Annotated in this window: 21 protein-coding genes; 10 read left to right on the top strand and 11 right to left on the bottom strand. The window is 69.1% G+C overall.

The annotated features are described in order from the left end of the window. Positions 1-23 precede the first annotated feature (23 nt). Complete coding sequence (locus GVN21_RS00865) at positions 24-425, top strand: DUF2147 domain-containing protein (protein ID WP_166572804.1); 402 nt, start codon at positions 24-26, stop codon at positions 423-425. Between the two features lie 6 nt (positions 426-431). Here GVN21_RS00865 and GVN21_RS00860 read toward each other — a convergent pair whose 3' ends face one another. Beyond that, on the bottom strand, positions 432-1,982 hold the full coding sequence (locus GVN21_RS00860; protein ID WP_166572803.1) for a helicase HerA-like domain-containing protein: 1,551 nt from the start codon (positions 1,980-1,982) through the stop codon (positions 432-434). Positions 1,983-2,101: 119 nt separating this feature from the next. On the opposite strand from GVN21_RS00860, the gene GVN21_RS00855 reads away from it, so the two are divergent. Beyond that, positions 2,102-3,262 carry an AI-2E family transporter gene (locus tag GVN21_RS00855; RefSeq protein ID WP_166572802.1) on the top strand — a complete coding sequence of 387 codons (1,161 nt, stop codon included), beginning with the start codon at positions 2,102-2,104 and terminating at the stop codon, positions 3,260-3,262. A gap of 161 nt (positions 3,263-3,423) precedes the next feature. Here GVN21_RS00855 and GVN21_RS00850 read toward each other — a convergent pair whose 3' ends face one another. After that, on the bottom strand, positions 3,424-4,956 hold the full coding sequence (locus GVN21_RS00850) for an ABC-F family ATP-binding cassette domain-containing protein (protein WP_166572801.1): 1,533 nt from the start codon (positions 4,954-4,956) through the stop codon (positions 3,424-3,426). Between the two features lie 118 nt (positions 4,957-5,074). Here GVN21_RS00850 and GVN21_RS00845 point away from each other — a divergent pair, with 118 nt between their 5' ends. After that, positions 5,075-6,595, top strand: a complete 1,521-nt coding sequence (locus GVN21_RS00845; RefSeq protein WP_166572800.1) for a response regulator — start codon at positions 5,075-5,077, stop codon at positions 6,593-6,595. A 36-nt stretch (positions 6,596-6,631) separates the two neighbouring features. Beyond that, entirely contained in the window at positions 6,632-8,734 is a 2,103-nt protein-coding gene (locus GVN21_RS00840; RefSeq protein WP_166572799.1) for an MFS transporter, read from the top strand. On the opposite strand, the gene GVN21_RS00835 is transcribed toward GVN21_RS00840, so the two are convergent. The 5 genes from GVN21_RS00835 to GVN21_RS20645 all read right to left on the bottom strand — a co-directional run bounded on the left by GVN21_RS00835 (position 8,731) and on the right by GVN21_RS20645 (position 13,934). Then, a complete protein-coding gene (locus GVN21_RS00835) occupies positions 8,731-9,567 on the bottom strand; it encodes a serine protease (protein ID WP_166572798.1) in 837 nt (278 codons plus the stop codon). The two genes, GVN21_RS00840 and GVN21_RS00835, sit on opposite strands and share 4 nt — an antisense overlap. Before the next feature lie 7 nt (positions 9,568-9,574). Then, the gene (locus GVN21_RS00830; protein WP_166572797.1) at positions 9,575-10,003 is read right to left on the bottom strand and encodes a DUF350 domain-containing protein; all 429 of its coding nucleotides are present in this window, start codon (positions 10,001-10,003) and stop codon (positions 9,575-9,577) included. A gap of 135 nt (positions 10,004-10,138) precedes the next feature. Further along, positions 10,139-11,287: a 23S rRNA (adenine(2503)-C(2))-methyltransferase RlmN gene (gene rlmN, locus GVN21_RS00825; RefSeq protein WP_166572796.1), complete on the bottom strand. Its 1,149-nt coding sequence runs from the start codon at positions 11,285-11,287 to the stop codon at positions 10,139-10,141. Between the two features lie 223 nt (positions 11,288-11,510). Beyond that, on the bottom strand, positions 11,511-13,745 hold the full coding sequence (locus GVN21_RS00820; protein ID WP_240902689.1) for an AsmA family protein: 2,235 nt from the start codon (positions 13,743-13,745) through the stop codon (positions 11,511-11,513). Positions 13,746-13,829: 84 nt separating this feature from the next. Then, on the bottom strand, positions 13,830-13,934 hold the full coding sequence (locus GVN21_RS20645) for a hypothetical protein (protein ID WP_240902688.1): 105 nt from the start codon (positions 13,932-13,934) through the stop codon (positions 13,830-13,832). 106 nt (positions 13,935-14,040) lie between these two features. Here GVN21_RS20645 and modA point away from each other — a divergent pair, with 106 nt between their 5' ends. Next, positions 14,041-14,796, top strand: a complete 756-nt coding sequence (gene modA, locus GVN21_RS00815) for a molybdate ABC transporter substrate-binding protein (RefSeq protein WP_166572795.1) — start codon at positions 14,041-14,043, stop codon at positions 14,794-14,796. Here modA and GVN21_RS00810 read toward each other — a convergent pair. Beyond that, positions 14,793-15,392: a hypothetical protein gene (locus GVN21_RS00810; protein ID WP_166572794.1), complete on the bottom strand. Its 600-nt coding sequence runs from the start codon at positions 15,390-15,392 to the stop codon at positions 14,793-14,795. The genes modA and GVN21_RS00810 overlap by 4 nt on opposite strands. 93 nt (positions 15,393-15,485) lie before the next feature. Further along, positions 15,486-15,845: a hypothetical protein gene (locus GVN21_RS00805; protein WP_166572793.1), complete on the bottom strand. Its 360-nt coding sequence runs from the start codon at positions 15,843-15,845 to the stop codon at positions 15,486-15,488. A 113-nt stretch (positions 15,846-15,958) separates the two neighbouring features. On the opposite strand from GVN21_RS00805, the gene GVN21_RS00800 reads away from it, so the two are divergent. Genes GVN21_RS00800 through GVN21_RS00790 form a run of 3 tightly spaced genes read left to right on the top strand, consistent with a single transcriptional unit; the run spans position 15,959 to position 17,671 of the window. Beyond that, a complete protein-coding gene (locus tag GVN21_RS00800) occupies positions 15,959-16,606 on the top strand; it encodes an HAD-IA family hydrolase (protein WP_166572792.1) in 648 nt (215 codons plus the stop codon). Between the two features lies 1 nt (position 16,607). Beyond that, positions 16,608-16,898: a 4a-hydroxytetrahydrobiopterin dehydratase gene (locus GVN21_RS00795; protein ID WP_166572791.1), complete on the top strand. Its 291-nt coding sequence runs from the start codon at positions 16,608-16,610 to the stop codon at positions 16,896-16,898. Next, entirely contained in the window at positions 16,895-17,671 is a 777-nt protein-coding gene (locus tag GVN21_RS00790; protein WP_166572790.1) for an SDR family oxidoreductase, read from the top strand. The genes GVN21_RS00795 and GVN21_RS00790 overlap by 4 nt, the downstream gene beginning before the upstream one ends. Before the next feature lie 6 nt (positions 17,672-17,677). On the opposite strand, the gene GVN21_RS00785 is transcribed toward GVN21_RS00790, so the two are convergent. Next, positions 17,678-18,073 (bottom strand): hypothetical protein, encoded by a 396-nt coding sequence (locus GVN21_RS00785; RefSeq protein ID WP_166572789.1) that lies wholly within the window; start codon positions 18,071-18,073, stop codon positions 17,678-17,680. A gap of 81 nt (positions 18,074-18,154) precedes the next feature. On the opposite strand from GVN21_RS00785, the gene pseB reads away from it, so the two are divergent. Beyond that, on the top strand, positions 18,155-19,192 hold the full coding sequence (pseB, locus tag GVN21_RS00780) for a UDP-N-acetylglucosamine 4,6-dehydratase (inverting) (protein WP_166572788.1): 1,038 nt from the start codon (positions 18,155-18,157) through the stop codon (positions 19,190-19,192). Further along, a complete protein-coding gene (gene pseC / locus GVN21_RS00775) occupies positions 19,192-20,346 on the top strand; it encodes a UDP-4-amino-4,6-dideoxy-N-acetyl-beta-L-altrosamine transaminase (protein ID WP_166572787.1) in 1,155 nt (384 codons plus the stop codon). The genes pseB and pseC overlap by 1 nt, the downstream gene beginning before the upstream one ends. Here pseC and GVN21_RS00770 read toward each other — a convergent pair. Next, positions 20,343-21,437 carry an MraY family glycosyltransferase gene (locus tag GVN21_RS00770; RefSeq protein ID WP_166572786.1) on the bottom strand — a complete coding sequence of 365 codons (1,095 nt, stop codon included), beginning with the start codon at positions 21,435-21,437 and terminating at the stop codon, positions 20,343-20,345. The genes pseC and GVN21_RS00770 overlap by 4 nt on opposite strands. Between the last annotated feature and the right edge of the window lie 47 nt (positions 21,438-21,484).

Below are 21,484 nucleotides of genomic sequence, written 5' to 3'. Positions count from 1 at the left end.
CTCTCACTGCCCAGGAGGTTTCCGTGCTGTCGACGTTGATCGCCCTGGCCCTGGCGGCCGCTTCCGCCGGTTCGCCGCATGGGCTGTGGAAGACCCCCGCCGGCGGACAAATCCGCATGGCTCCCTGCGGCGCCGACCTTTGCGGCACCGTCGTCGGCTCGCCGCACCTGAGCAAGAATCCTGACCAGAAGGACGTGCTCAACGCCAACACCGCCCTGCGCGGCCGCGCCATCAAGGGCCTGCGCACCCTGCAGGTCAGCCCCACGGGGGCCGGGGAGTGGCACAAGGGCTGGGTCTACAATCCCGAGGACGGCAAGACCTACAAGGCCGAGGTCAAGCTGATGCCGAACGGCAAGCTGAAGGTGACCGGCTGTGTCGCCAAGCCGCTTTGCCAGAGCCAGACCTGGACCCGGCTCGGCAACTGACCAGGGTTAGCGCCGCCGTTTCAGCCCGCCGAGAACCCCGCGCAGCAGTTCGCGCCCGATCTGGCTGCCTGCCGTGCGCAGCATCGACTTGATGAAGGCCTCGCCCATGCCCTGGCGGTTGGAGGTGCGGGCGCGCGGGGCAGGGCGGCTGGCCTCGCGGTCGCGGCGGGCTTCCTCCTTGGCCCATTCCTTTTCCTGCGCCTCCCGACGCTTGGCGATATCGGCCTCGGCCGCGTCGAGCTCGGCCTTGCGGGCATTCTCGACGGTGCGCTGGTTCAGCCGTTCGAAGGCCGACTCGCGGTCCTGGGCGGTGTCGTAGAGGCCCTTGACCGGGCTGCGTGACTGCACCGCCGCCCGCTCCTCCGGCGTGGCCGGGCCAAGTCGCGAGGCCGGCGGGCGGATCAGGGTGCGGGCGGTCACCGTCGGCGCGCCTTTCTCATCGAGCACGCTGACCAGGGCCTCGCCGACCCCCAGGCCCTGGATGGCCTCGGCGGTGTCGAAGGCGGGATTGGGCCGGAAGCTGGCCGCCGCGGCCCGCAGCCCCTTCTGCTCGGCTGGCGTATAGGCGCGCAGGGCGTGCTGCAGCCGGTTGCCCAGCTGCGCCAGCACGGTCTCGGGAATGTCGGCGGGGTTCTGGGTGACGAAATAGATGCCGACGCCCTTGGAGCGGATCAGCCGCACCACCTGTTCGACCTTTTCCAGCAAGGCCTTGGGCGCGTCGCGGAACAGCAGGTGGGCCTCGTCGAAGAAGAACACCAGGCGCGGCTTCTCCGGATCGCCCACCTCCGGCAGTTCCTCGAACAGCTCCGACAGCAGCCACAGCAGGAAGGTGGCATAGAGCCGGGGGCTCTGGATCAGCTTGTCGGCGGCCAGGATGGAGACGATCCCGCGGCCCGAGCCATCCACCCGCATCAGGTCGTTCAGGCTCAGCGCCGGCTCGCCGAACAGGTTCTCGGCCCCGGCGGTTTCCAGCTGCAGCAGGCCACGCTGGATGGTGCCGATGGTGGCCGCGGAGACGTTGCCGTACTTGACGTCGATCTCCTTCTCGTTGTCCGCCACATACTTCAGGGCCGCTTGCAGGTCCTTGAGGTCGAGCAGCAGCAGGCCCTCGTCGTCGGCCATCTTGAAGACGATGTTCAGCACCCCCTCCTGGACCTCGTTGAGCTCCAGCAGCCGCGACAGCAGCACCGGCCCCATCTCCGAGATGGTGGTGCGGACCGGGTGGCCCTTGTCGCCATAGAGGTCCCAGAACACGGTCGGCGGGGCGTCAGGGCGCAGCTCCAGGTCCATGCCGGCGGCGCGGGCCAGCATTTTCTCATTCGGGGCGCCGGGCATGCAGACGCCGGACAGGTCGCCCTTCACGTCGGCGGCGAACACCGGGACGCCGTTGTCGGAAAACGCCTGGGCCAGGATCTGCAAGGTGACCGTCTTGCCGGTGCCGGTGGCGCCGGCCACCAGCCCGTGCCGGTTGGCCCGGTCCAGCCGCAGCAGCTGAGGTCCGCCCTCGCCCTGCGGCGCCGCACCGACGAAGAGGGTTCCGTCCGGGACCTGGACCATGGGGCGCTCCTTGTGCTTCGGCCAAGGCTTAGCGCGGGCGTCGCAAACGGACCAGTCGGCGCGGCATTGACGAACCCTTTTCGCAGCCAGACATTCCCGCATTGCAACAAGGAGCCTCCATGCCCGCACAGCCGACTTCCGACGGCGTCGCCCGCAACGCCGTCGTGATCATTGCGGTGATCGCGGTCGGCGGCGCGCTGTGGCTGCTGCGCGGCATCCTCACCCAGCTGGCGCTGGCCGTATTCCTGGCCGTGACCATCGACGGTTTCTCCCGGGTGCTGGAACATCGCATCCCGAAATTCCCCAAGGCCGCCGCCCTGCCGACCGCCATCGTGCTGACCATCCTGGTGCTGATCGGGGTGGTGTGGCTGATCGCCCTGCAGGGGGCCGGCTTCGCCAATCAGGTGACCGGCTACGCCCCGCGCCTGGAAGGCCTGGTGGCCAGCACCGCCCATTCGGTCGGGATCGAGAACGTGCCCAGCCTCAGCGAGCTGATCCGCCGGGCCAATCCCAGCCAGTACGCCCAGGACATCGCCAAACAGACCCAGTCGATCCTGTCAGACACCTTCTTCGTGCTGATCTACCTGGCCTTCATCATCGCTGCCCGGCGGGGCTTCCGGCGCAAGATCGTCGCCATGTTCCCCCACAATGCCGAGCGGGACGAGGCCATCGTCATCTTCCAGCGCATCCGCAACGGGGTGGAGCAGTACCTCTGGGTCCAGACGGTGACCGGGCTGATGATCGCTGTCGGCTCCTACATCTGCATGGCCGTGGTCGGCCTGGACAACGCCCTGTTCTGGGCCTTCCTGATCTTCCTGGCCTCCTACATCCCGATCATCGGCGGAGTGATCGGGGTGGCGCTGCCGCCGCTGTTCGCCCTGGTCCAGTTCCCGACCATCATCCCGGCGATCATCATCTTCGCGGTGCTGCAGTCGGTGCAGTTCGTGGTCGGCAACGTCATCCAGCCGAAGATGCAGGGCGACAGCCTGAACATCGACCCGGTGGTGGTGCTGCTATCCCTGGCCTTCTGGGGCCTGGTCTGGGGGATGCCGGGGATGTTCCTGTCGACCCCGCTGACCGTCATGGCGATGATCATCCTGGCCCAGTTCAAGGGCAGCCACTGGATCGCCGTGCTGCTGTCCTCCAACGGCAACCCGGCCGGACCACACGGGCGCGGCGCCCTGGCGGACGAGGAGAGGTCCCGGCCCAATGCTCGCGCCCGGGCGGCATCGAAAACCATTAAGAAAGATTCACCCGAGCCCCGAAAACCGGCCTCTTGAACGCCGGAGGCCGGTTACTATCTGTAGTCCTGTCCGGGGCCCCCTCCCCCCCTGTTCCCCGGACAAAGAGGCGTTCTTCTCCCCCCGAAGACGACCCTCAAAAGAAGTCCCGTTCGCGGGACCCGCGCCGCCGGATCCCCCCTCCGGCGGCGCTTTCTTTTTCAGGAATGCTGGGCCGCGAAAAAGGCGTCGGGGCTGTCCACCTCGACCAGCCGCCCGCGACGGATCTCCAGGAACCGCGTCGCCGCCGTGCGGGTGAAGTACCTGTCGTGGGAGACGAACAGGCAGGACACCTCGCCGCCTTCCAGCTCGGCCTCCAGCGCTTCCTGGCCCTCGATATCCAGGTGGTTCGTGGGCTCGTCGAGGAGGTAGAGGTTGGGCCGCTCCAGCTTCAGCCGCAGGAACATCAGCCGCGACCGTTCTCCATAGCTGAGCCGCGAGATCGGTTCGCCGATCCGCACATAGGCGAATCCGGCCTGGGCCAGCAGGCGGATGGCGTCCTTCTCGGTGGCCTCCGGCGCGGCGGCGATATAGGCCAGCAGGCTGGATTTCAGCGGCAGCTCGCGCATCGACTGGTCGAAATAGGCCAGGCGCGTCGCCGGGTTGAACCGCACCGCCGCCTGGCCGTCGTAGTGCTCCAGCGCCGGGTCAAACGCCTTGGCCAAGGCGGTCAGCAGGGTCGACTTGCCCGCGCCATTCGCGCCCAAAATCGCAACCCGGTCGCCGGCGGCGATGGTCAACCGGTCGATCTCGATCAGCTTTCGGCCGTCCGGCGTGGATACCGTCAGTCCCGCCAGCCGCAGCGCGACCTTGGCGTCGATCTCCCCCTCGGCCAGCTCCAGCCGCCGCTCCCGGCCGCTGTAGGTCTCGGTGCGGTCCTCCTCGATCCGGGCGATGCGGCTCTCGATGGCTTTCTTGCGCTTGTTCAGCTCGGGGTTCTTCACCGCCCAGACCTTATAGCGGGCGGCGGCGGCCTCCAGGCGGCGCACCTCCTTCTCCTCCAGCCGGCGCTGGGCGGCGGCGGCCGCGTCGCGGCGCAGCAGTTCCTCGCGGGCGATATCAAACCGGCTTTTGAAGGCATGCACCCCGTCGGCGCGCAGGAACAGGGTGCGGTCGGTCACCCGGTTGAGGAACTCGCGGTCGTGGCTGACGATCAGCATGGGGATGTCGAAGGCCCCGCTCAGCCAGTCCTCCAGCACCCCGATGTTGCCCAGATCCAGGTGGTTGGTCGGCTCATCCAGGATCAGGATGTCCGGCTCCTCCAGCCGCGCCGCCCCGGCGATCAGCATCAACCTCTGCCAGCCGCCCGACAGCGCCCCGAACCGCTGCTCCCCCATGGCCGGATCGACGCCGATCTCATCCAGCAACACATCGATTCGCCAGTCGTCCTCCCCCGCCCCGATCTTTTCCAGCGACCGGCGCAGCACCTCGCGAACGGTGAGGTCGCTAAGCCCCTGCGGTGTGTCCTGCGGCAGGGTCCCGACCCGCAGCGAGCGCGATCGCAGGACCTGGCCCTTGTCGAGCTCCAGCTCGCCGGTCAGGCATTTGAGCAGGGTGGTCTTGCCGGCCCCGTTCTCGCCGACCAGGGCGGTGCGGGCGTCGTCGAGCAGGAAGGACACGTCCTCGAACACCCTGGCGGCGCCGTGGAAGAAGCTGGCGCCCTCCATCCCCAATACGGCCTGCCGCGGCGCCATGATCCTCAAGTCCCCTCGCGCCTCTGCCGGGCGCCCGGCCGGTTTGTCCCGGCGTGGGCAGGGCCTGTCAACCCGGGGCCATACTCGGCTTTAACTCCCGGCGGGATAGCGTTTGCCCATGCCTGATCGCGCCATCACCCCCGAGCAGCTGGCCACCCTGAGCCATGAGTTCCGCACGCCGTTGAACGGGGTTCTGGGCATGACCCGGTTGCTGGACGGCACGGACCTGAGCCCCGAGCAGCGGTCCTACGTGGCGGCGCTGAAGGAGAGCGGCGATCACCTGCTGGGGCTGATCAACGATGTGCTGGATCTGGCGCGCCTGGGCGCCGACAAGGTCGAGCTGCATCCGGGGCCGATGGAGATCGAGAACCTGCTGCGGCAGGTGGCCGAGCTGATGAGCCCCAAGGCCCATGAGAAGGGGGTGGAGGTGGCCTGGGCGGCCAGTCCGGGCCTGGGCGCGGTGATGGCCGACGAAGGCCGGCTGCGCCAGGTGCTGCTCAATTTCGCCGGCAACGCGGTCAAGTTCACCGACAAGGGTGGGGTGGTCATCGCCGCCGAGGCTGATGGCGACCGCGTGCGGTTCACCGTCACCGACAGCGGTCCCGGCGTGCCCGACGAAGCCAAGCAGCGGATCTTCGAGCCCTTTACCCATGCCGACCCCAGCCATGGCGGCTCGGCCCTCGGTGGCGCCGGCCTGGGCCTGGCCATCGTGCGGCGGCTGGCCGACGCGCATGGCGCCGACATCGGGGTGGAGGATGCGTCCGGCGGCGGCGCCCGCTTCTGGTTCACCGCCGATCTGCCGGCGGCCGGTCCCAGCGCCGTCGACGCCAGCCTGGCCGGGCGCGTGGTCGGTATCGCCAGCCCCAACGTCGCCCTGCGCATGGCCGCCGCCCGGCAGGTCGAGGCCTGCGGCGGGACGGCGGTGATCGCCGGCGGGGTCGCCGGCCTGCTGGCCAAGGCGCCGGAGGACGCAGTGCTGCTGATCGACCAGGCCCTGATGACCGGCCGGCGCGGCGCCCGGGCCCCTTCCGGCCGCACCGCCATCGTCCTGCTGCGCCCCGATGAGCGCGACCGGATCGAGCCGTCGCGGGCCGCCGGGTTCGCCGGCTACCTGATCAAGCCCCTGCGACGCGCCTCCCTGGCCGCCCGCGTCCTGGCGGCGGCGGAGCCTAGCCGGGGTGACGCCGCCTCGCCGGCGCCGGCCCAGATCCCCGACGACGAACGGATCGCCCCGGCCGCGGCGCCGGGCGCCCGCATCCTGCTGGCCGAGGACAACCCGATCAACGCCCTCCTGGCCCGCACCCTGCTGGAGCGCGAAGGCTGCGTCGTCGACCGCGCAGCCAGCGGCGAGGAGACCTTGGCCGCCATGGGGGCCGGCGCCTATGACCTGATCCTGATGGATGTGCGGATGCCCGGCCTGTCGGGTCTGGAGGCCACGCGCACCCTGCGCGCGCGCGGTGTCTCCACGCCCATCGTCGCCCTGACCGCTGACGCCTTCGAGGACGACCGCCGCGCCTGCTTGGCGGCGGGGATGGACGACTTTCTCGTCAAACCCCTGACGCCTGCGTCGTTGCGCGCCGCCCTGGCTCGTTGGGCCCGCTGGACGGAAACCCCGGCGCAAGGCAGGTTGGCGGGCTAGCGCGGGGCGGGTCCCGCCTTCGGGAGGGGACCGTAGATGGCCGCAGCCGCCGCCGAGACCGACAAGCCCAAGGGCCCCAGCGCCAACCAACTGCTGTTCGGTTTCCAGGGACGCGCCGCCCGGCTGCAGTTCTGGCTGGTCATGCTCGGCGCCAGCTTCATCTTCGGCCTGTTCTGGGCGCTGGTGAACCTGAAGGCGCCGCCGGAGCCGGGCGCCCCGCCGCCGCCGCGCCCGCCGGGCGCCGAGCTGCTCGAGGCCATGCCCTGGATCATCGGCATCGGCCTCATCTGGCCGCTGGTCGCCATCGGGGTGAAGCGGCTGCACGACCGAGGCCGTAGCGGTTGGTGGATGCTGGCCGCCCTGGTCCCGGTGGTCGGCTGGGCCTGGCTGATCTGGGAGCTCGGCCTGCGCGACGGCGCCGTGGAGTCCAACCGTTTCGGCGAGCCGGTCCGCGCCGAGGGCGAGGCCACCCACGACATCCGCAGCGTCTCCACGATGTTCGTGCTCGGCTTCGCCGCCGGCCTGCCGGCCCTGCTGATCTACGACACCCTGTCCTTGTGGCTGCGGGAGTCGGACATCAAGCTGACGGTGATCGGCTTCTTCAGCCTGGCGACCCTGTTCACCGCCCTGAAGTTCCTCTGGGCCCCGATCATCGACCGCACGCGTGTGCCGTTGCTGACCAAATGGCTGGGCCACCGCCGCTCCTGGATGCTGGTCGCCCAGTCGATCATCGTGGTCGCCCTGTGGCTCATCGCCGGCCAGGACCCGAAGAACAGTCTGGTCACCATGGCCGCCCTGGCCGTCATGGTCGGCTTCTTCTCGGCCACCCAGGACATTGTCATTGACGCCTGGCGGATCGAGGTGGTCGGCAGCGAGAAGCAGGGGGCGATGGCCGCCGCCTATCAGTGGGGCTATCGGGTGGCGATGATCATCGCCGGGGTCGTGCCGCTGATCCTGGCCGAGGTGTTCAACTGGCGCATCTCGTACGCTGTGATGGCCGCCGTCATGGGCATCGGCATCGCCGCCACCCTGGCGGCCCCGCGCGAGGCCGAGCATCGCGTCCGGCCGATCTCCGTCGAGGGTGTGCCCGTCCGCCCGGCCTTCGAGGTTGCCGAGTACGTCGTCCGCTTCGCCCTGCTGTTGCTGGGGGCGTTGTTCCTGGGGGTCGGCCTGACCGGCGACGCCAGCCTGCCGGCCTGGCTGCTCGGGGGTGAGAAGGCGGGCGGCGCCTGGATCGTCGAGGCCTTCAAGAGTGACTGGAAGGCGCTGTGGCAATTGGGCGGAGTGATCGGCGGGTTCGGCCTGATCGGTCTGGCGGCCCTGCCGATCCGGAACTTCCCGACCCGGCCCGGGACCTACCTGTTCACCGCCCTGTTCCAGCCGGTGATCGACTTCGTCGACCGCTACAAGCGCATGGCCCTCTTCATCCTGGCGCTGATCTGTTTCTACCGGGTCAGCGATTTCGTCATCAATATCAACAACGCCTTCTATCTCGACGCCGGCTTCTCCAAACCCGAGATCGCCGAGGTTCGGAAGGTGTTCGGGGCGGTGATGTCGATCGTCGGCATCTCGCTGGGCGGCTGGTCGGTGCTCAAGCTCGGCTTGATGCGCACCCTGATCATCGGCGCCTTCCTGGGCTCGCTCAGCAACCTGTCATTCGCCTGGCTGGCCCTGGAGGGCCACAACATCTACGCCCTGATGGGGGCCATCGCGGCCGACAACATCGGTGGCGGATACGCCGGCACGGCCCTGATCGCCTACATGTCCAGCCTGACCAGCATGGGCTTCACCGCCACCCAGTACGCCCTGTTCAGTTCCCTCTATGCCCTGATCGGCAAGCTGCTGGCCAGCCAGTCGGGCCGGATCGTCGAGGAGTCGGCAAAGGCGGCGGAGGGAAATGGGCCGCTCGCGGGCCTGCGCGGCCTGCTCAGCGGAGTCCCGCCGGAGAGCTATGCGGCGGCCATGGAAAAGAGCCAGGTGACACCCGCCGCCCTGGGCGTCGGCTACTTCGTCTTCTACCTCTACACCACGGTGGTCGGCATCATCGGGATGATGCTGGTCTTCTACGTGGCCGCGCGGCAGCCCAAGCCCGAAACGGTCGGAGATGGGGCCGGAGAGGATCAGGCCCCCAAAGCCTAGGCCAAGCAGACCACCTGAGCCACCCGCAGGTCCCGGCGCAGGGCGTCGGCGACGCGGCCGTAGTTCTCGGTGTTCACCGCTTCGCCCGGCGCGAAGGTGGAGGCCGGCTGGCGGGCGGCCTCCATGGCGGCCAGAAGGGTCTCGGGCGTGGTGGTGTAGATGCGACCCCGGCGGGGGGCCTCGGCCACCGTGACGCCGACCACCCGGCCGGCCGCGTCTAGCGCGGGCGCGCCGGAGAGGCCGGACAGGGTGCCTTTCAGGGTATTGGTGCGGCCGACCTCGGCCCAGACCAGCACCGGCTCGGTGCGGGCGCCGCGGCCGCGCACCACCAGGTTCTCGCGGCCCAGCAGGCGGGAGGTGACCTCACCGGCCTTGCCCTGCGGGTAGCCCGGATGGAAGGCGCGGGCGCCGCGGCGCAGATTGCTGGCCTCGGCTTGCGGCAGGATCGGCAGGGCCGGAGCCCCGCCGTCGGAGGTCAGCACGGCGGCGTCGCCGGCCATGTCGATGCTGACGCGGGTGGCCACGCCTCGGCCCTCGGCGACCACGATGGCCACGGCCGGACAGCCCTCGACCACGTGTCGGGCGGTGACCCAGACGCCCCGGTCGGCGATGGAAAAGGCGGTGCCGCTGCTGGGCTGCGGCTTGTCGTTCATCTCCACCACCACAGCCGGGTCGAAGGGGGAGGCGGGGCCCAAAGGCACGCCTTCCTCGCCGGGCACCGGCGGCGGCGGGGCGGGGGCGTCGGCCCGTTCGCGCCGGCCGATCGAGGCGATCACCAGGGCCAGCACCACCGCGCCGTAGATCGTCCAGTCGGGAAGGCGCGGAAAGTTCATCGCGGCGTCAGGCGGTGATCGCCGCCGACAGGATCAGGGCGGTGGACACCTTGGCCCCGACCAACAGCAGGGCGGCGGAAATCTCACCGTCCTGGATGCGTTGCGGCAGGCCGTGAAGCACGAAATCGGTCAGCCGGAAGACCAGCAGCTGCACAAAGATGCCGCCCGCTCCCCAGATGACGATCTCCAGCAGGGAGGAGGAGGTGCTCAGCGCCGTCGACAGCGGGATGGTCAGGCCGATCAGCACCCCGGCGAACGACAGGGCCGCCGCCGAATTTCCCTCGCGGATCAGGGTGATTTCCTTGTGCGGGGTCAGCAGCGCATAGAGGGCCGCGCCGGCGATCAGCATCACCAGGGTGATCCCCGCCTGCAGCAATGCGATGGGAAAGCCGTTGGCGAAGGCGGCGATTTCCGGGGACTGGAGTTCAGGCGGCATCGCGGGTCTCTAAGCTGGCGCGTGCGATGGTTAGCACGTACCGGGACAGGTCTGACAAGCTTCTAGCGGCGGGCGAGCGCCTGAGCGCGTCCCGATAAGTGGAAACCGGTTATCGGATCAGACGCGCGACCAAGTTCAAGCCGCCGCTTCGGCCTTCCGACGGGCGCTGGCGCGGACCTTTTCGCTCTCGCTCTTCAGCTGGCCGCAGGCGGCCAGGATGTCGCGTCCGCGCGGCGTGCGGATCGGCGAGGCAAAGCCGGCCTTGTTGAGGATGGCGGCGAAGGTCTCGATCGCCGACCAGCTGGAGCATTCGTACGGGCTGCCCGGCCAGGGGTTGAAGGGGATCAGGTTGACCTTGGCCGGAATGCCCTTGAGCAGGGCGACGAGGGCGCGGGCCTCGGCCGGGCTGTCGTTGACGCCCTTCAGCATGACGTATTCGAAGGTCACCCGCCGGGCGTTGCTGAGGCCCGGATAGGCGCGGATGCCGGCCATCAGCTCGGCGATGTTGTACTTCTTGTTGAGCGGCACCAGCTCGTTGCGCAGCTCATCGTTGGTGGCGTGCAGGCTGATGGCCAGCATCGCCTGAGTGCGCTCGCCCAGCGCCTGCAGCTGCGGCACGACGCCGGAGGTAGAGACGGTGATCCGCCGGCGGCTGATGCCGATACCCTCGTTGTCGCTGAGGATGTCCAGGGCGTCGGCCACGGCGTCGAGATTATAGAGCGGCTCGCCCATGCCCATGAAGACGATGTTGCTGAGCAGCCGGTCGGCCTTGTCCGACGGCCATTCCCCCAGATCGTCCTTGGCCACCTGTACCTGGGCGACGATCTCGGCGGCGGTCAGGTTGCGCACCAGGGCCTGGGTTCCGGTGTGGCAGAAGGTGCAGTTGAGCGTACAGCCGACCTGGCTGGAGACGCACAGGGCGCCGCTGCGGCCGACGTCGGGAATGTAGACGGTCTCGATCTCGATGCCCGGGGCGGTGCGGATCAGCCACTTGCGGGTGCCGTCCTTTGACACCTGCCGCTCGACCACCTCCGGCCGGGCGATGGTGAAGGTCTCCGCCAGCTTCGCCCGCGTCTCCTTGGCCACGTCGGTCATGGCCGAAAAGTCGGTGGCCCCGAACTGGTGCATCCACCGCCAGATCTGGCTGGCCCGCATCTTGGCCTTGTCGGCCGGCACGGCGCCGCCCTCGACCAACGCCTGGCGCAGGCCCTCGCGGGTCAGGCCCGACAGGTTGACGGCTGAAACAGGCTTTGCGGCCCGGGAGAGATCGAGGGTCGTGGTCAAGGCGGCGTTCTTTGGGTTGAAGCGGACCCCATATCACATAAGCGCTTGATTTCGAAGCGGGAGACTCGAACCCCATAGACCGTCATCCCGGCCGGAGCGCGAAGCGCGGAGAGCCGGGACCCAGGGGGGGCGTGATCTCGGTATCGAACGCAGCTTTTCGGGCCGTGCTCCGTCACTCCTGGGTCCCGGATCGACCCTGCGGGCCGTCCGGGATGACGGGGGTTTAATCCCGCTCCCGAGACGCGCGGCGCTCGCGGTCGCGATCCTCGCGCCGCTTTTCCTTTCGCTTCTCCTCGCGCTCGTCCTCGCGTTTCTCCGCATCCTTCTCCGCCGCCTTGGCGTCTGCCGTGGGCGAGGTCGTCGGCGCCACCGAAGGCGCGCCCTTCCGGCGACCTTCGCGGAGCAGGCCGGCGCAGTTGGCGTCGTCCGCAAGGCCGGGATCGACGAAGGCCAGGATGGCGGCGAAGGGCGACAGGGCGCCCAGCGCCACCGCAGCCCCGCCCTGGGCCAGGACCTGGCCGGTCTCCACGCCCACCTTCGGCGACACCAATGGGCCGGAGACGGTGATCGGCACGAACACCCGCAACAGGCGCGGCTTCTTGGAATCGCCCTCGATCCGCAGGTTGATGGTCTCCTGCCGGAAGTTGATCGTGCCACTGCCCTCGACCAGCACCACGCCGGTGTCGGCGATGATCCGGTTGGCGCGGGCCACCCCGTTGCGGACCTGGAAGTCGGCCACGGCGCAGCGCAGCGGCGTCTTCTTCGGGTCCTCCGACAGCAGCATGATCAGCCCCTTGGAGACGTTGACCCCCAGCAGCTCGGCGAAGGCCTGGCGAACCTCGCCGCCGTTGGAAACGAAGGTCATCGAGCCGTTGGCGCTGGAGGCGGTCTTGTGGACGCTGTTGCCAGTCCCGCTGATCTTCAGCCGCGCCACCAGCCCGCCTTGGATCACCGGCAGGCCTTGGACCTTGGTGGGTATCCAGTTTTCCAGCCGCGCGCCCGTCATCCGCAGGTCGACATCGGTTCTGGGCACATCCCGGCTGGCGTCCAGCTTGAAGACGCCCCGGATGTCGCCCCGGTCCAGGCTGAAGCCGACCGGATCGCCGGTCAGGACGCCGTCCTTCAGATCGACGGTCAGGTCGACCCGGCGCAGCGGCAGGCCCGGCGCATTGACCGCTTCGGCCCGATAGCGAACCTCCGCATCCATCGATCGGATGCGGTCGACCTGCAGGGTGGCGTCGGAAAGGAAGCGGCCCTTGGCGCGGCTTTCGACGGCCATGGCCTTCTGGTCCGCGGACGCCGTTTCGCCGGCGCCCGTGGCCGGGGCCATGCCGAACACCGAGGCCAGGTCATCGAAATCCAGCCGGCGCGAGCGCAGATCGGCGATCAACAGGGGCTTTTCGCGGGCCGTCTCAACGGTGATCTGGCCGCCGATGTCGCTATCCCCGACCCGGCCTTTCAGGCGGTTGAGGTGCCAGCGGCCATAGTCGCGCACCAACCCGGCGCTGACCTGGTATGGCCCGGTGTTGGGCAGGGCCAGGCCGGTCAGCACATAAAGGTCGTTCAGGTCCGAGCCTGACAGTGAAAACCGCGCTCCGAACCGGTTGAGGTCGAAGGGGCGGTCGATCTGGCCATCGGCGAAGATGCGGGTTGCCCCGGCCCTGACCCGGGCGTTGAACCGGTAGGGTCGGCTGGGCGAGATATCCAACAGCGGCTGGCCCTCGATCCGGGCCGTGAACTTAGCGCGGTTGAGCCGCCCGTCGCCGATCAGCAGGAACCGGCCCGCGCCTTCGCCGGTGGTGCTCTCCTGCGTGGAGACCACCCCCTCGAACACCGCCTTGCGCTGCCGGTCGTCGAGGCGGACCTTGGCCTGGTCGATGATCAGGCGGCGGATGGCGGGCAGTTTGGCCGAGCTGCCCTTCTTGCCGCCGAACTCCCAATTGCCCCGCCCATCGGCGGCGCGGACCAGGCGGACATCGGCGCGCTGAACCTCGATCAGGCCCAGCACCGTCCGGCCGCCCAGCAGGTCGCGCAGCTGAAGCCGCAACGCCAGCCTGCCGACCGTGGCCATCTGGCCGCCGTCCGGGCTCTTGTCCTTGGCCCAGGCGGGCTGGCCGATCCGCAGGTCATGGGCCTCGACCGTCGGTGTCCACGACCAGGGATGCACGTCCAGGTCGCCGACGATGGCCACCGTCCGGTTCAGCCGGGCCGAGGCGATCTGGCCGATCGGCCCGCGCAGCCAGTTCCAGTCGAACAGCACCAGTAGCACCACCAGCGCCACCGGCACGGCGGCCACGGCGATCATGATCCGCCGACCCCGCTTCGGGTCGTGGCTGACGCGGCGCTGCACCCGCTGCTCCGGCGTCTCGGCCTCGAAGCCGCGCCGCCACCACGCCTTCAGGCCGGCGGAGACGCGGTCCAGGCGACCGCCCCTCGGCTGTGCGGTGTCCTCGCTCAAGGAATCCTCGGGGCGCGCCATGCGCCATCGTGGCCTAACCTTGAGGCCGCCCCAGAGGTTCCCCTCAGCTTGCGAAGGATAAAGTCAGTAGACCAGCCGGAACCCCGTCACGACGGCGGCGGCGGCCAGGAAACACAAGATCGCGGCGATCTCGTAACGCTTGAACATCGGCCCATTCGGCGAACGCATGAGGTTTACTCCCCCTGTCCCATTTTGATCCAACCAGGACAGGTCAGCGCAAGGGTCGCGCCAGCGGCCCGTTGTCGCGGCCGTGGGCGTCTGGCAGGGTCCGGCGATGATCGCGCGCCGCTCCCTGCTCGCCGGCCTAGCGCTGGCCCCGGCGTTTCCCGCCACGGCCTGGGCCGGCGAGGTCACGGTCTTTGCCGCCGCCTCGATGGAGACGTCCCTTACCGCCATTGCCCGGCATTACGGCTCTCGCCCCGGCGGCCCGCTGCGCCTCAGCTTCGGCGCCTCCTCGGCCATGGCCCGCCAGATCGCCCAGGGCGCTCCGGCCGATCTGTTCATCAGCGCCGACCAGGAATGGATGGACTGGGTAGCTCAGCGTCGTCTCGTGGTGGCGGGAACCCGGCGCGACCTGGTGGCAAACCGGCTGGTGCTGATCGCGCCGCGGAATTCGACCGTATCCCTGCGCATCGCCCCCGGCATGCCCCTGGCCAAGGCGCTGGGCGGCGGCCGGCTGGCCGTGGCCAATCCTGCCGCCGTCCCCGCCGGCCGATATGCGCGCGCCGCCCTCACCCACCTGAAGGTCTGGTCCAGTGTCGAGGGCCGCCTGGCCCCGGCGGAAAACGTTCGCGCCGCCCTGGCCTATGTGGCGCGGGGCGAGGCGCCCCTGGGCATCGTCTACGCCACCGACGCGCAAGCTGAGCGGCGGGTGCGGGTGGTGGGGGTCTTTCCGCCCGCCAGCCATCCGCCGATCCGCTATCCGGCCGCCCTGGTGCGTGACACCCCGGCTGGCCGGGCGGTGCTGAACTACTTCTCAGGCCCCGAGGCGATGCGCCTATTCAGCGGCCAGGGCTTCCTGAAACCCTAGGGCGTCTTGCCCGGCCAGGTCAGGTAGCCGTCGCGGTCCGTCCCGACATAGCTGCGGTCCCGCTGGCGCTTGTGGCCCCCCCGCCGCTTGCCGCCGTCGTAGCTCTCGTAGGACCCTTCCGAATAGCCGCCGGCATAACCAGAGCTGCTCTCCGAATACCGCGAGCCGCCATAGGCATAGCCGCTCTCAGAGCTGCTGTAGCGTTCGGAATAGGTCTCCCGATCATCGATCTCCACCCGGCGGTAGGAGCCGCCACGGGGACCGCCGGCCAACTCTTCATCGAGATAGCCGCCCCCCTCGGTCCCCGTGCGATACCGATAACCCCCCGCGCGATAGCCGCCGTCCGTCCGTTGAACCCGGCGATGGCCGACCGTCTTGTGCTTGCGCACCGTCGTCCGCGCCTCCGTCGCCTTCACCGTCTCCACCTTGGCCTCGTCTTCGGCCACGGGCGTGGCGGCTGGCTTGGCGGGCGGCGGCGTCGGGCAGGTTTTGCAGCAGCAGTCGGCGCTCGCCTGTTGCCGCGAGCCCTTCAGCTCGTCACAGGCGCTGAGCGCCAGGGCAGACAGCCCGACCAGGAGAAGAGGCAGGATACGCATGAAAAACACTCGCCAGACGGTTCGGTCCGCCTGAACACTGCGCCTTCCGCGTCGCCCTGGCCGCGCCATTCACCCGGCGAGGGAGGGATAGGGTTAATCCACCCGTCCCCGTTGCACGACCCGCGCCGCCAGGGCCATGGAAAGCCCGACCGCGATCCCGACGCTGTTGGCCAAGGCGTCCAAGGCGTCCCCCTGCCGCCCCAGCCCCATGGTCGACTGCAGGATCTCCACCCCGACGCCGCCGATGAACAGCCCGACTGCCAGCCGCCCGAGGCGCGTCGGGAAGGCGCACGCGCCCAACAGCGCCAAACCCAGATAGGCCAGGGCATGCTCGGCCTTGTCCCAGAAGGTCAGGCCCTGCGGCAGGGTCTGGGACGGGCTCAGCGATAGCCAGGCAATGACGGCGCAGGCGACGGCGAACAGGCCGATGCGGATGGGGGCGGCAACGAACATCGCGGCAAGGTGGGGTTTCCATCACCAGCCGCAAGTGGAGTTTCAGCGCAGAGGCTTTGCCTTCCACACCGAAAGCCGCTTAAGGCTGCCGCCAGCATCGAGGAGGGACAGGCATGGCGGTCAAGGCGGTGATCTGGGATTTCGGCGGGGTGATCACCTCCTCGCCGTTCGAGGCGTTCAACCGCTACGAGGCGGAGAAGGGGTTGCCGCACAACCTGTTCCGGACGGTCAATTCGACCAACCCCGACAGCAACGCCTGGGCCCTGTTCGAGCGCAACGAGATCGACGGCGCCGGCTTCGATGCGATGTTCCTCGAGGAATCCACCGCGCTGGGCCACCCGGTGCGCGGGGCCGAGGTGCTGGGCCTGTTGTCCGGCGATGTGCGGCCGGCCATGGTCGCGGCGCTCAAGGCCTGCAAGCAGCAGTTCAAGGTCGGCTGTATCACCAACAACGTCCAGACCGGCCACGGCGCCGGCATGGCCGGGACCAGCGACAAGGCCGCCCAGGTCGCCGGGGTGATGGAACTGTTCGACGCGGTGATCGAAAGCTCCAAGGCCGGCATCCGCAAGCCCGACCCCCGCATCTACCACATGATGTGCGAGCTGCTGTCGGTGGAGCCCGCCGACTGCATCTACCTCGACGACCTCGGCATCAACTGCAAGCCGGCCGCGGCGCTGGGCATGACCGCCATCAAGGTCACCGGCCAGGACCAGGCGCTGGCGGACCTGGCCAAGGCCACCGGCCTGACCTTCGGAGCCTGAGATGACCCGACCCACCAAGATCGGCGCCGCCGAGGCCCTGAAGTCCTTGCCGGAGTGGAAGGCCGCCGACGGCGAGCGCGACGCCATTGTCCGCACGTTCCAATTCGACGATTTCAACGCCGCCTTCGGCTTCATGACCCGCGTCGCCCTGGCGGCGGAGAAGCTCGACCACCATCCCGAATGGTTCAATGTCTACAACCGGGTCGAGGTGCTGCTGGCCACGCACGACGCGGACGGCGTCACCGAACTGGACATCACCCTGGCGAAGATCATGGACGAGGCGGCGAAATGAGCGGGCGGGTCGAAGGCAAGAAGGCGTTCATCACCGGCGGGGCCCAGGGCCTGGGCGCCGGCGCCGCGCGGCGGCTGGCCGAGGAGGGGGCGAAGGTGGCGGTCGCCGACCTCAACCTCGAAGGCGCGCAGGCGGTGGCCGAGGAGCTGAACGCCGCCCACGGCCGGGGCACGGCCTATGCCTATCGCCTGGATGTCACCGACGAGCAGGGCTGGATCGACACCCTGGAGCGGGCCAATGCCGACATGGGCGGCGTCTCGGTGCTGCTCAACAACGCCGGCATCAGCCGCGGCGCCGATATCGAGAACTGCACCCTCGACGACTTCCGCGTGACCATGAGCGTCAATGTGGACAGCGTCTTCCTGGGGGCCAAGCACGCGATCAAGTACCTGCGGGAGAACCAGCCGGGCTCGATCATCAACATCTCTTCGATTGCCGGCCTGATCGCCAACCACAACGGCCCGGCCTACAACGCCTCCAAGGCGGCGGTCTGGCTGCTCAGCAAGAACATCGCCCTCTACTGCGCCAAGCAGAAGATCGACGTCCGCTCCAACTCCATCCACCCGACCTTCATCGACACCCCCATCCTCGACCCGATCCGCCAGCGGTTCGGCAAGGAAGAGGGCGAGGCCAAGCTGGGCCGCCAGGTGCCGCTCGGCCGGATCGGCACGCCGAAGGATATCGCCGATGCCGTGCTCTACCTGGCCTCCGACGAGAGCCGCTTCATGACCGGCGCGGAGCTGAAGCTGGACGGCGGCATTTCGGCGATGTGAGCCGGATCAGTTGATCAGGATGGTCCCGACCAGCAGTTTGGCGCCGGGCTTGCCCAACACCCGGTCGGTCTCCCTCTGGAGCTTCAAGGCCAGGAAGTCGGCATCCGGCGCGGTCGCGGTGGGCAGGCCGGAGGCGTAAATCTGGACGATCTGGGCATAGGCGGCCCGCAACCGCGGGACCGAGGCCTGGGCGTGGCCGCGCAGCTGTTCGTTCGGCACATCGACCCCGACCTCCATGGTCAGCACGCCCCGCGCGCCGCTGCGGCGAAGGATGGAGGCGGTCAGGGTCTGGATCTGGATGAAGGAGGCGCCGCCGCCCTTCTTCTTCTCGCCGCCGCCACCGGCCATGGCGGCGGCTGGGATCATGGTGAGGCCAAATGCGAGAGCGAGGCGACGGTTCATGCCGTCTCGATAGCCGGGTTTGGTTGACGCGCGCTTTACGCGCAGTCGACAGGGCGGCCCGCAGGGTCGATTCTCGCGCGAATGACCCGATTCGCCCCCAAATCCCTCGACCTCGACGGACAGGTGATCCTGATCACCGGCGGCACCGGATCGTTCGGCCGCCGGTTCGTGGAAACCGTGCTCAGCCGCTACCGGCCCCGCAAGCTGATCATCTACAGCCGCGACGAGCTCAAGCAGTCGGAGATGCAGCAGGACCTGCGGGAAAGGTTTTCGGCCGAGGACTACGCCCGCATGCGGTTCTTCCTGGGCGACGTGCGCGACCGCTCGCGCCTGACCCTGGCCCTGCGGGGGGTAGATATCGTCATCCACGCCGCGGCCCTGAAGCAGGTTCCGGCGGCCGAGTACAACCCTTCGGAATGCATCCAGACCAATGTGGTGGGGGCCGAGAACGTGGTCTGGGCGTCGCTGACCAACCGGGTGCGCCAGGTGGTGGCGCTGTCGACCGACAAGGCCTGTAACCCGGTCAATCTCTATGGGGCGACCAAGCTGGCCTCGGACAAGACCTTCGTGGCCGCCAACAACCTGTCGGGCGATATCGGCGCCCGGTTCACCGTGGTCCGCTACGGCAATGTGGTCGGCTCCCGCGGCAGCGTCGTGCCCCTCTACCGCCGGCTGATCGCACAAGGCGCGCGGAGCCTGCCGATCACCGACTCCCGCATGACCCGGTTCTGGATCACCCTCGACCAGGGCGTGGAGTTCGTCCTCTCCTCGCTGGAGATCATGCGCGGCGGCGAGATCTTCGTGCCCAAGATCCCCTCGATGACCATGCCGGACCTGGCCCGCGCCATGGCGCCGGAGGCGGAAATCTCGATCATCGGCATCCGTCCCGGCGAGAAGCTGCACGAGACCATGGTCGGGGCCGACGACGCCCGCCAGACGGTGGAGCTGGCCGACCGCTACGTCATCGAGCCGGCCTTCGTCGAATACGCCCGCCAGCCGTTCGGCCAGGCTGACGGCGCCACGCCCGTGGCCGAGGACTTCGCCTATGCCAGCGACAGCAATGACGACTGGCTGACCCCGGACGGCCTGCGGGCCATGCTCGAGGCGAACGGGGTCTGATGGACTTCTTGCCCTACGGTCGCCAGACGATCGAGGAGGACGACATCGCCGCCGTGGCTGAGGCGTTGCGCGGCGACTACCTGACCACCGGGCCGAAGGTGGAGGCCTTCGAGATGGCCTTCGCCCAGGCTGTGGGCGCTGCCCATGCGGTGGCCTGTTCCAACGGCACCGCCTCGCTGCACCTGGCCATGCTGGCCCTGGGGGTGGGGCCGGGCGATACCTGCATCGTCCCCAGCATCACCTTCCTGGCCACTGCAAACTGCGCCGCCTATGTCGGCGCGAGGGTGGTGTTCGCCGATGTCGATCCGGACAGCGGCCTGATGACGCCCGCCACCCTGGCTGCGGCGCTGGCCCGGGCCGACGGGCCGGTTCGCGCGGTGCTGCCCGTGCATCTGCGCGGCGATGTCTGCGACCTGCCGGCGCTGGCGCGGCTGGCCGCCGAGGCCGGGGCGGTGCTGGTCGAGGACGCGCCCCACGCCCTGGGCACGACCATGGACTTCGGCGCCGGGCGCGAGCGTGTCGGCGACTGCGCCCACGCGGCCATGGCCAGCTTCTCCTTCCACCCGGTCAAGACCATCGCGACGGGGGAGGGGGGCATGATCACCACCAACGACGCCGCCCTGGCCGCAAGACTGCGCACCCTGCGCAGCCACGGGATGACCCGTCCGCCGGGCGCCGAGCCCTGGGTCTATGAGATGGCGGAGCCGGGCTTCAACTACCGCCTGGCGGACATCAACAGTGCGCTGGGCCTATCGCAGCTTTCGAAGCTGGACCGCTTCACCGCCCGTCGCCGCGCCCTCGCCGCCCTCTATGCCCAGCGCCTTGGTCCGCTGAGCGACCGAGTGGCGATCGCCGCCCGCCCCGCCTGGTCCGACCCGGCGCTGCATCTGTTCTGCGTGCTGATCGACTTCGACGCGCTGGGCGTCTCCCGCGCGCAGGTCATGCAACGCCTGGCCGAGGCGGGCGTGGGCAGCCAGGTCCACTACATCCCGGTGGACAGCCAGCCCTACTGGCGCGCCCACAACGGCGAGCTGGACCTGCCCGGCGCCTCGGCCTGGTATGCTCGCTGCCTCAGCCTGCCGCTGTTTCCGGGCATGGCGGAGTCCGATGTCGACCGGGTGGTCTCGGCGCTCGAGGCCGCCTTGCGGCCTTAGGCCTTGCGGAAAGGCGCAGTGATCCGCCGATAGACCGCGATGGCGAATTCCGGACGCCGGCTGAACAACAGGTAGGACAGGGTCAGCAGGACGAACACGGCCAGCAGCCAGGGCTGCGGCACGTCGAGTTTCAGCGCCACCGCCGCGCCCAGGCCCAGGATCAGGGACAGGGCGCACATGGTCAGCACCACCCCGGTGACGCTGAAGCCGCCGTCCAGCATCAGATGGTGGGCGTGGGTGCGGTCGGCGTGGAACGGCGACTGGCGGTTCAACAGCCGGCGGACGATCAGCACCAGGCAGTCGATCACCGGCGGGGCGATCAGGAACGGGGCCAGCACCGGGGTGACCGGATGCACCGGATTCTGGGTCAGGCGGAAAGTGGCCCAGGCGATGATCAGGCCCAGGTAGGCGCTGCCCGAATTGCCCAGGAAGATCCGCGCCCGCTTTCGCCAGGGCAGCCGGATATTGAAAGCCAGGAATGCGGCCACGGCCCCGATGATCACCATCAGCCCGTTGGCCAGCTCGGTATTGCCCGAATAAAAGCAGGCGGCGACCAGCATCGCCAGGGCGCAGACGCAGAGCGAGCCGGCCAGCCCGTCGATCCCGTCCGCCATATTCAGGGCGTTGATCAGCCCCACGGTGGCCAGCACCGTGAACGGGATCGACAGATACCCCAATGCCAGCGGCCCCAGCCCGAACAGCGGCCCGATGTTGGCCACCTTCACCCCGCCGATCAGCACGATGGCCAGGGCGGCGGCCACCTGGGCCAGCACTCGCAGCGGCCAGGGAATGTCATAGATGTCGTCCAGCACGCCGGTGACGAGCAGGATCACCGCCGCCACCCCCAGCCCGATCAGCTGGGCGTCCGGAGGGGTCAGAAGAACGGCCGGCAGGATAGTGCCCACGGCAATGGCGATGCCGCCGGTCACCGGGATCGGCACCCCATGATCCTTGCGCCCGCCAGTGGGCTTGTCGACCAGTCCCAGCCGCGCGGCGAAGGGCTGCAACAGGAAGATGATCGCCGTCACGGCGCTGAACGCCGCGACGAACGCCAGCGCCGCCGTCTTTAGAAACTCGGCTGTCGGAAACAAAACTAGAGGGCCCCCGCCTGTCTGGCTTTTGGAAACGCAGCCTGGCG

Source organism: Caulobacter sp. SLTY, assembly GCF_009905535.1.
In the GTDB taxonomy this organism is placed as follows: Bacteria; Pseudomonadota; Alphaproteobacteria; order Caulobacterales; family Caulobacteraceae; genus Caulobacter.
The sequence above is the reverse complement of the archived record's forward strand: the minus strand, read 5'-3'. Positions and strand labels throughout refer to the sequence as shown.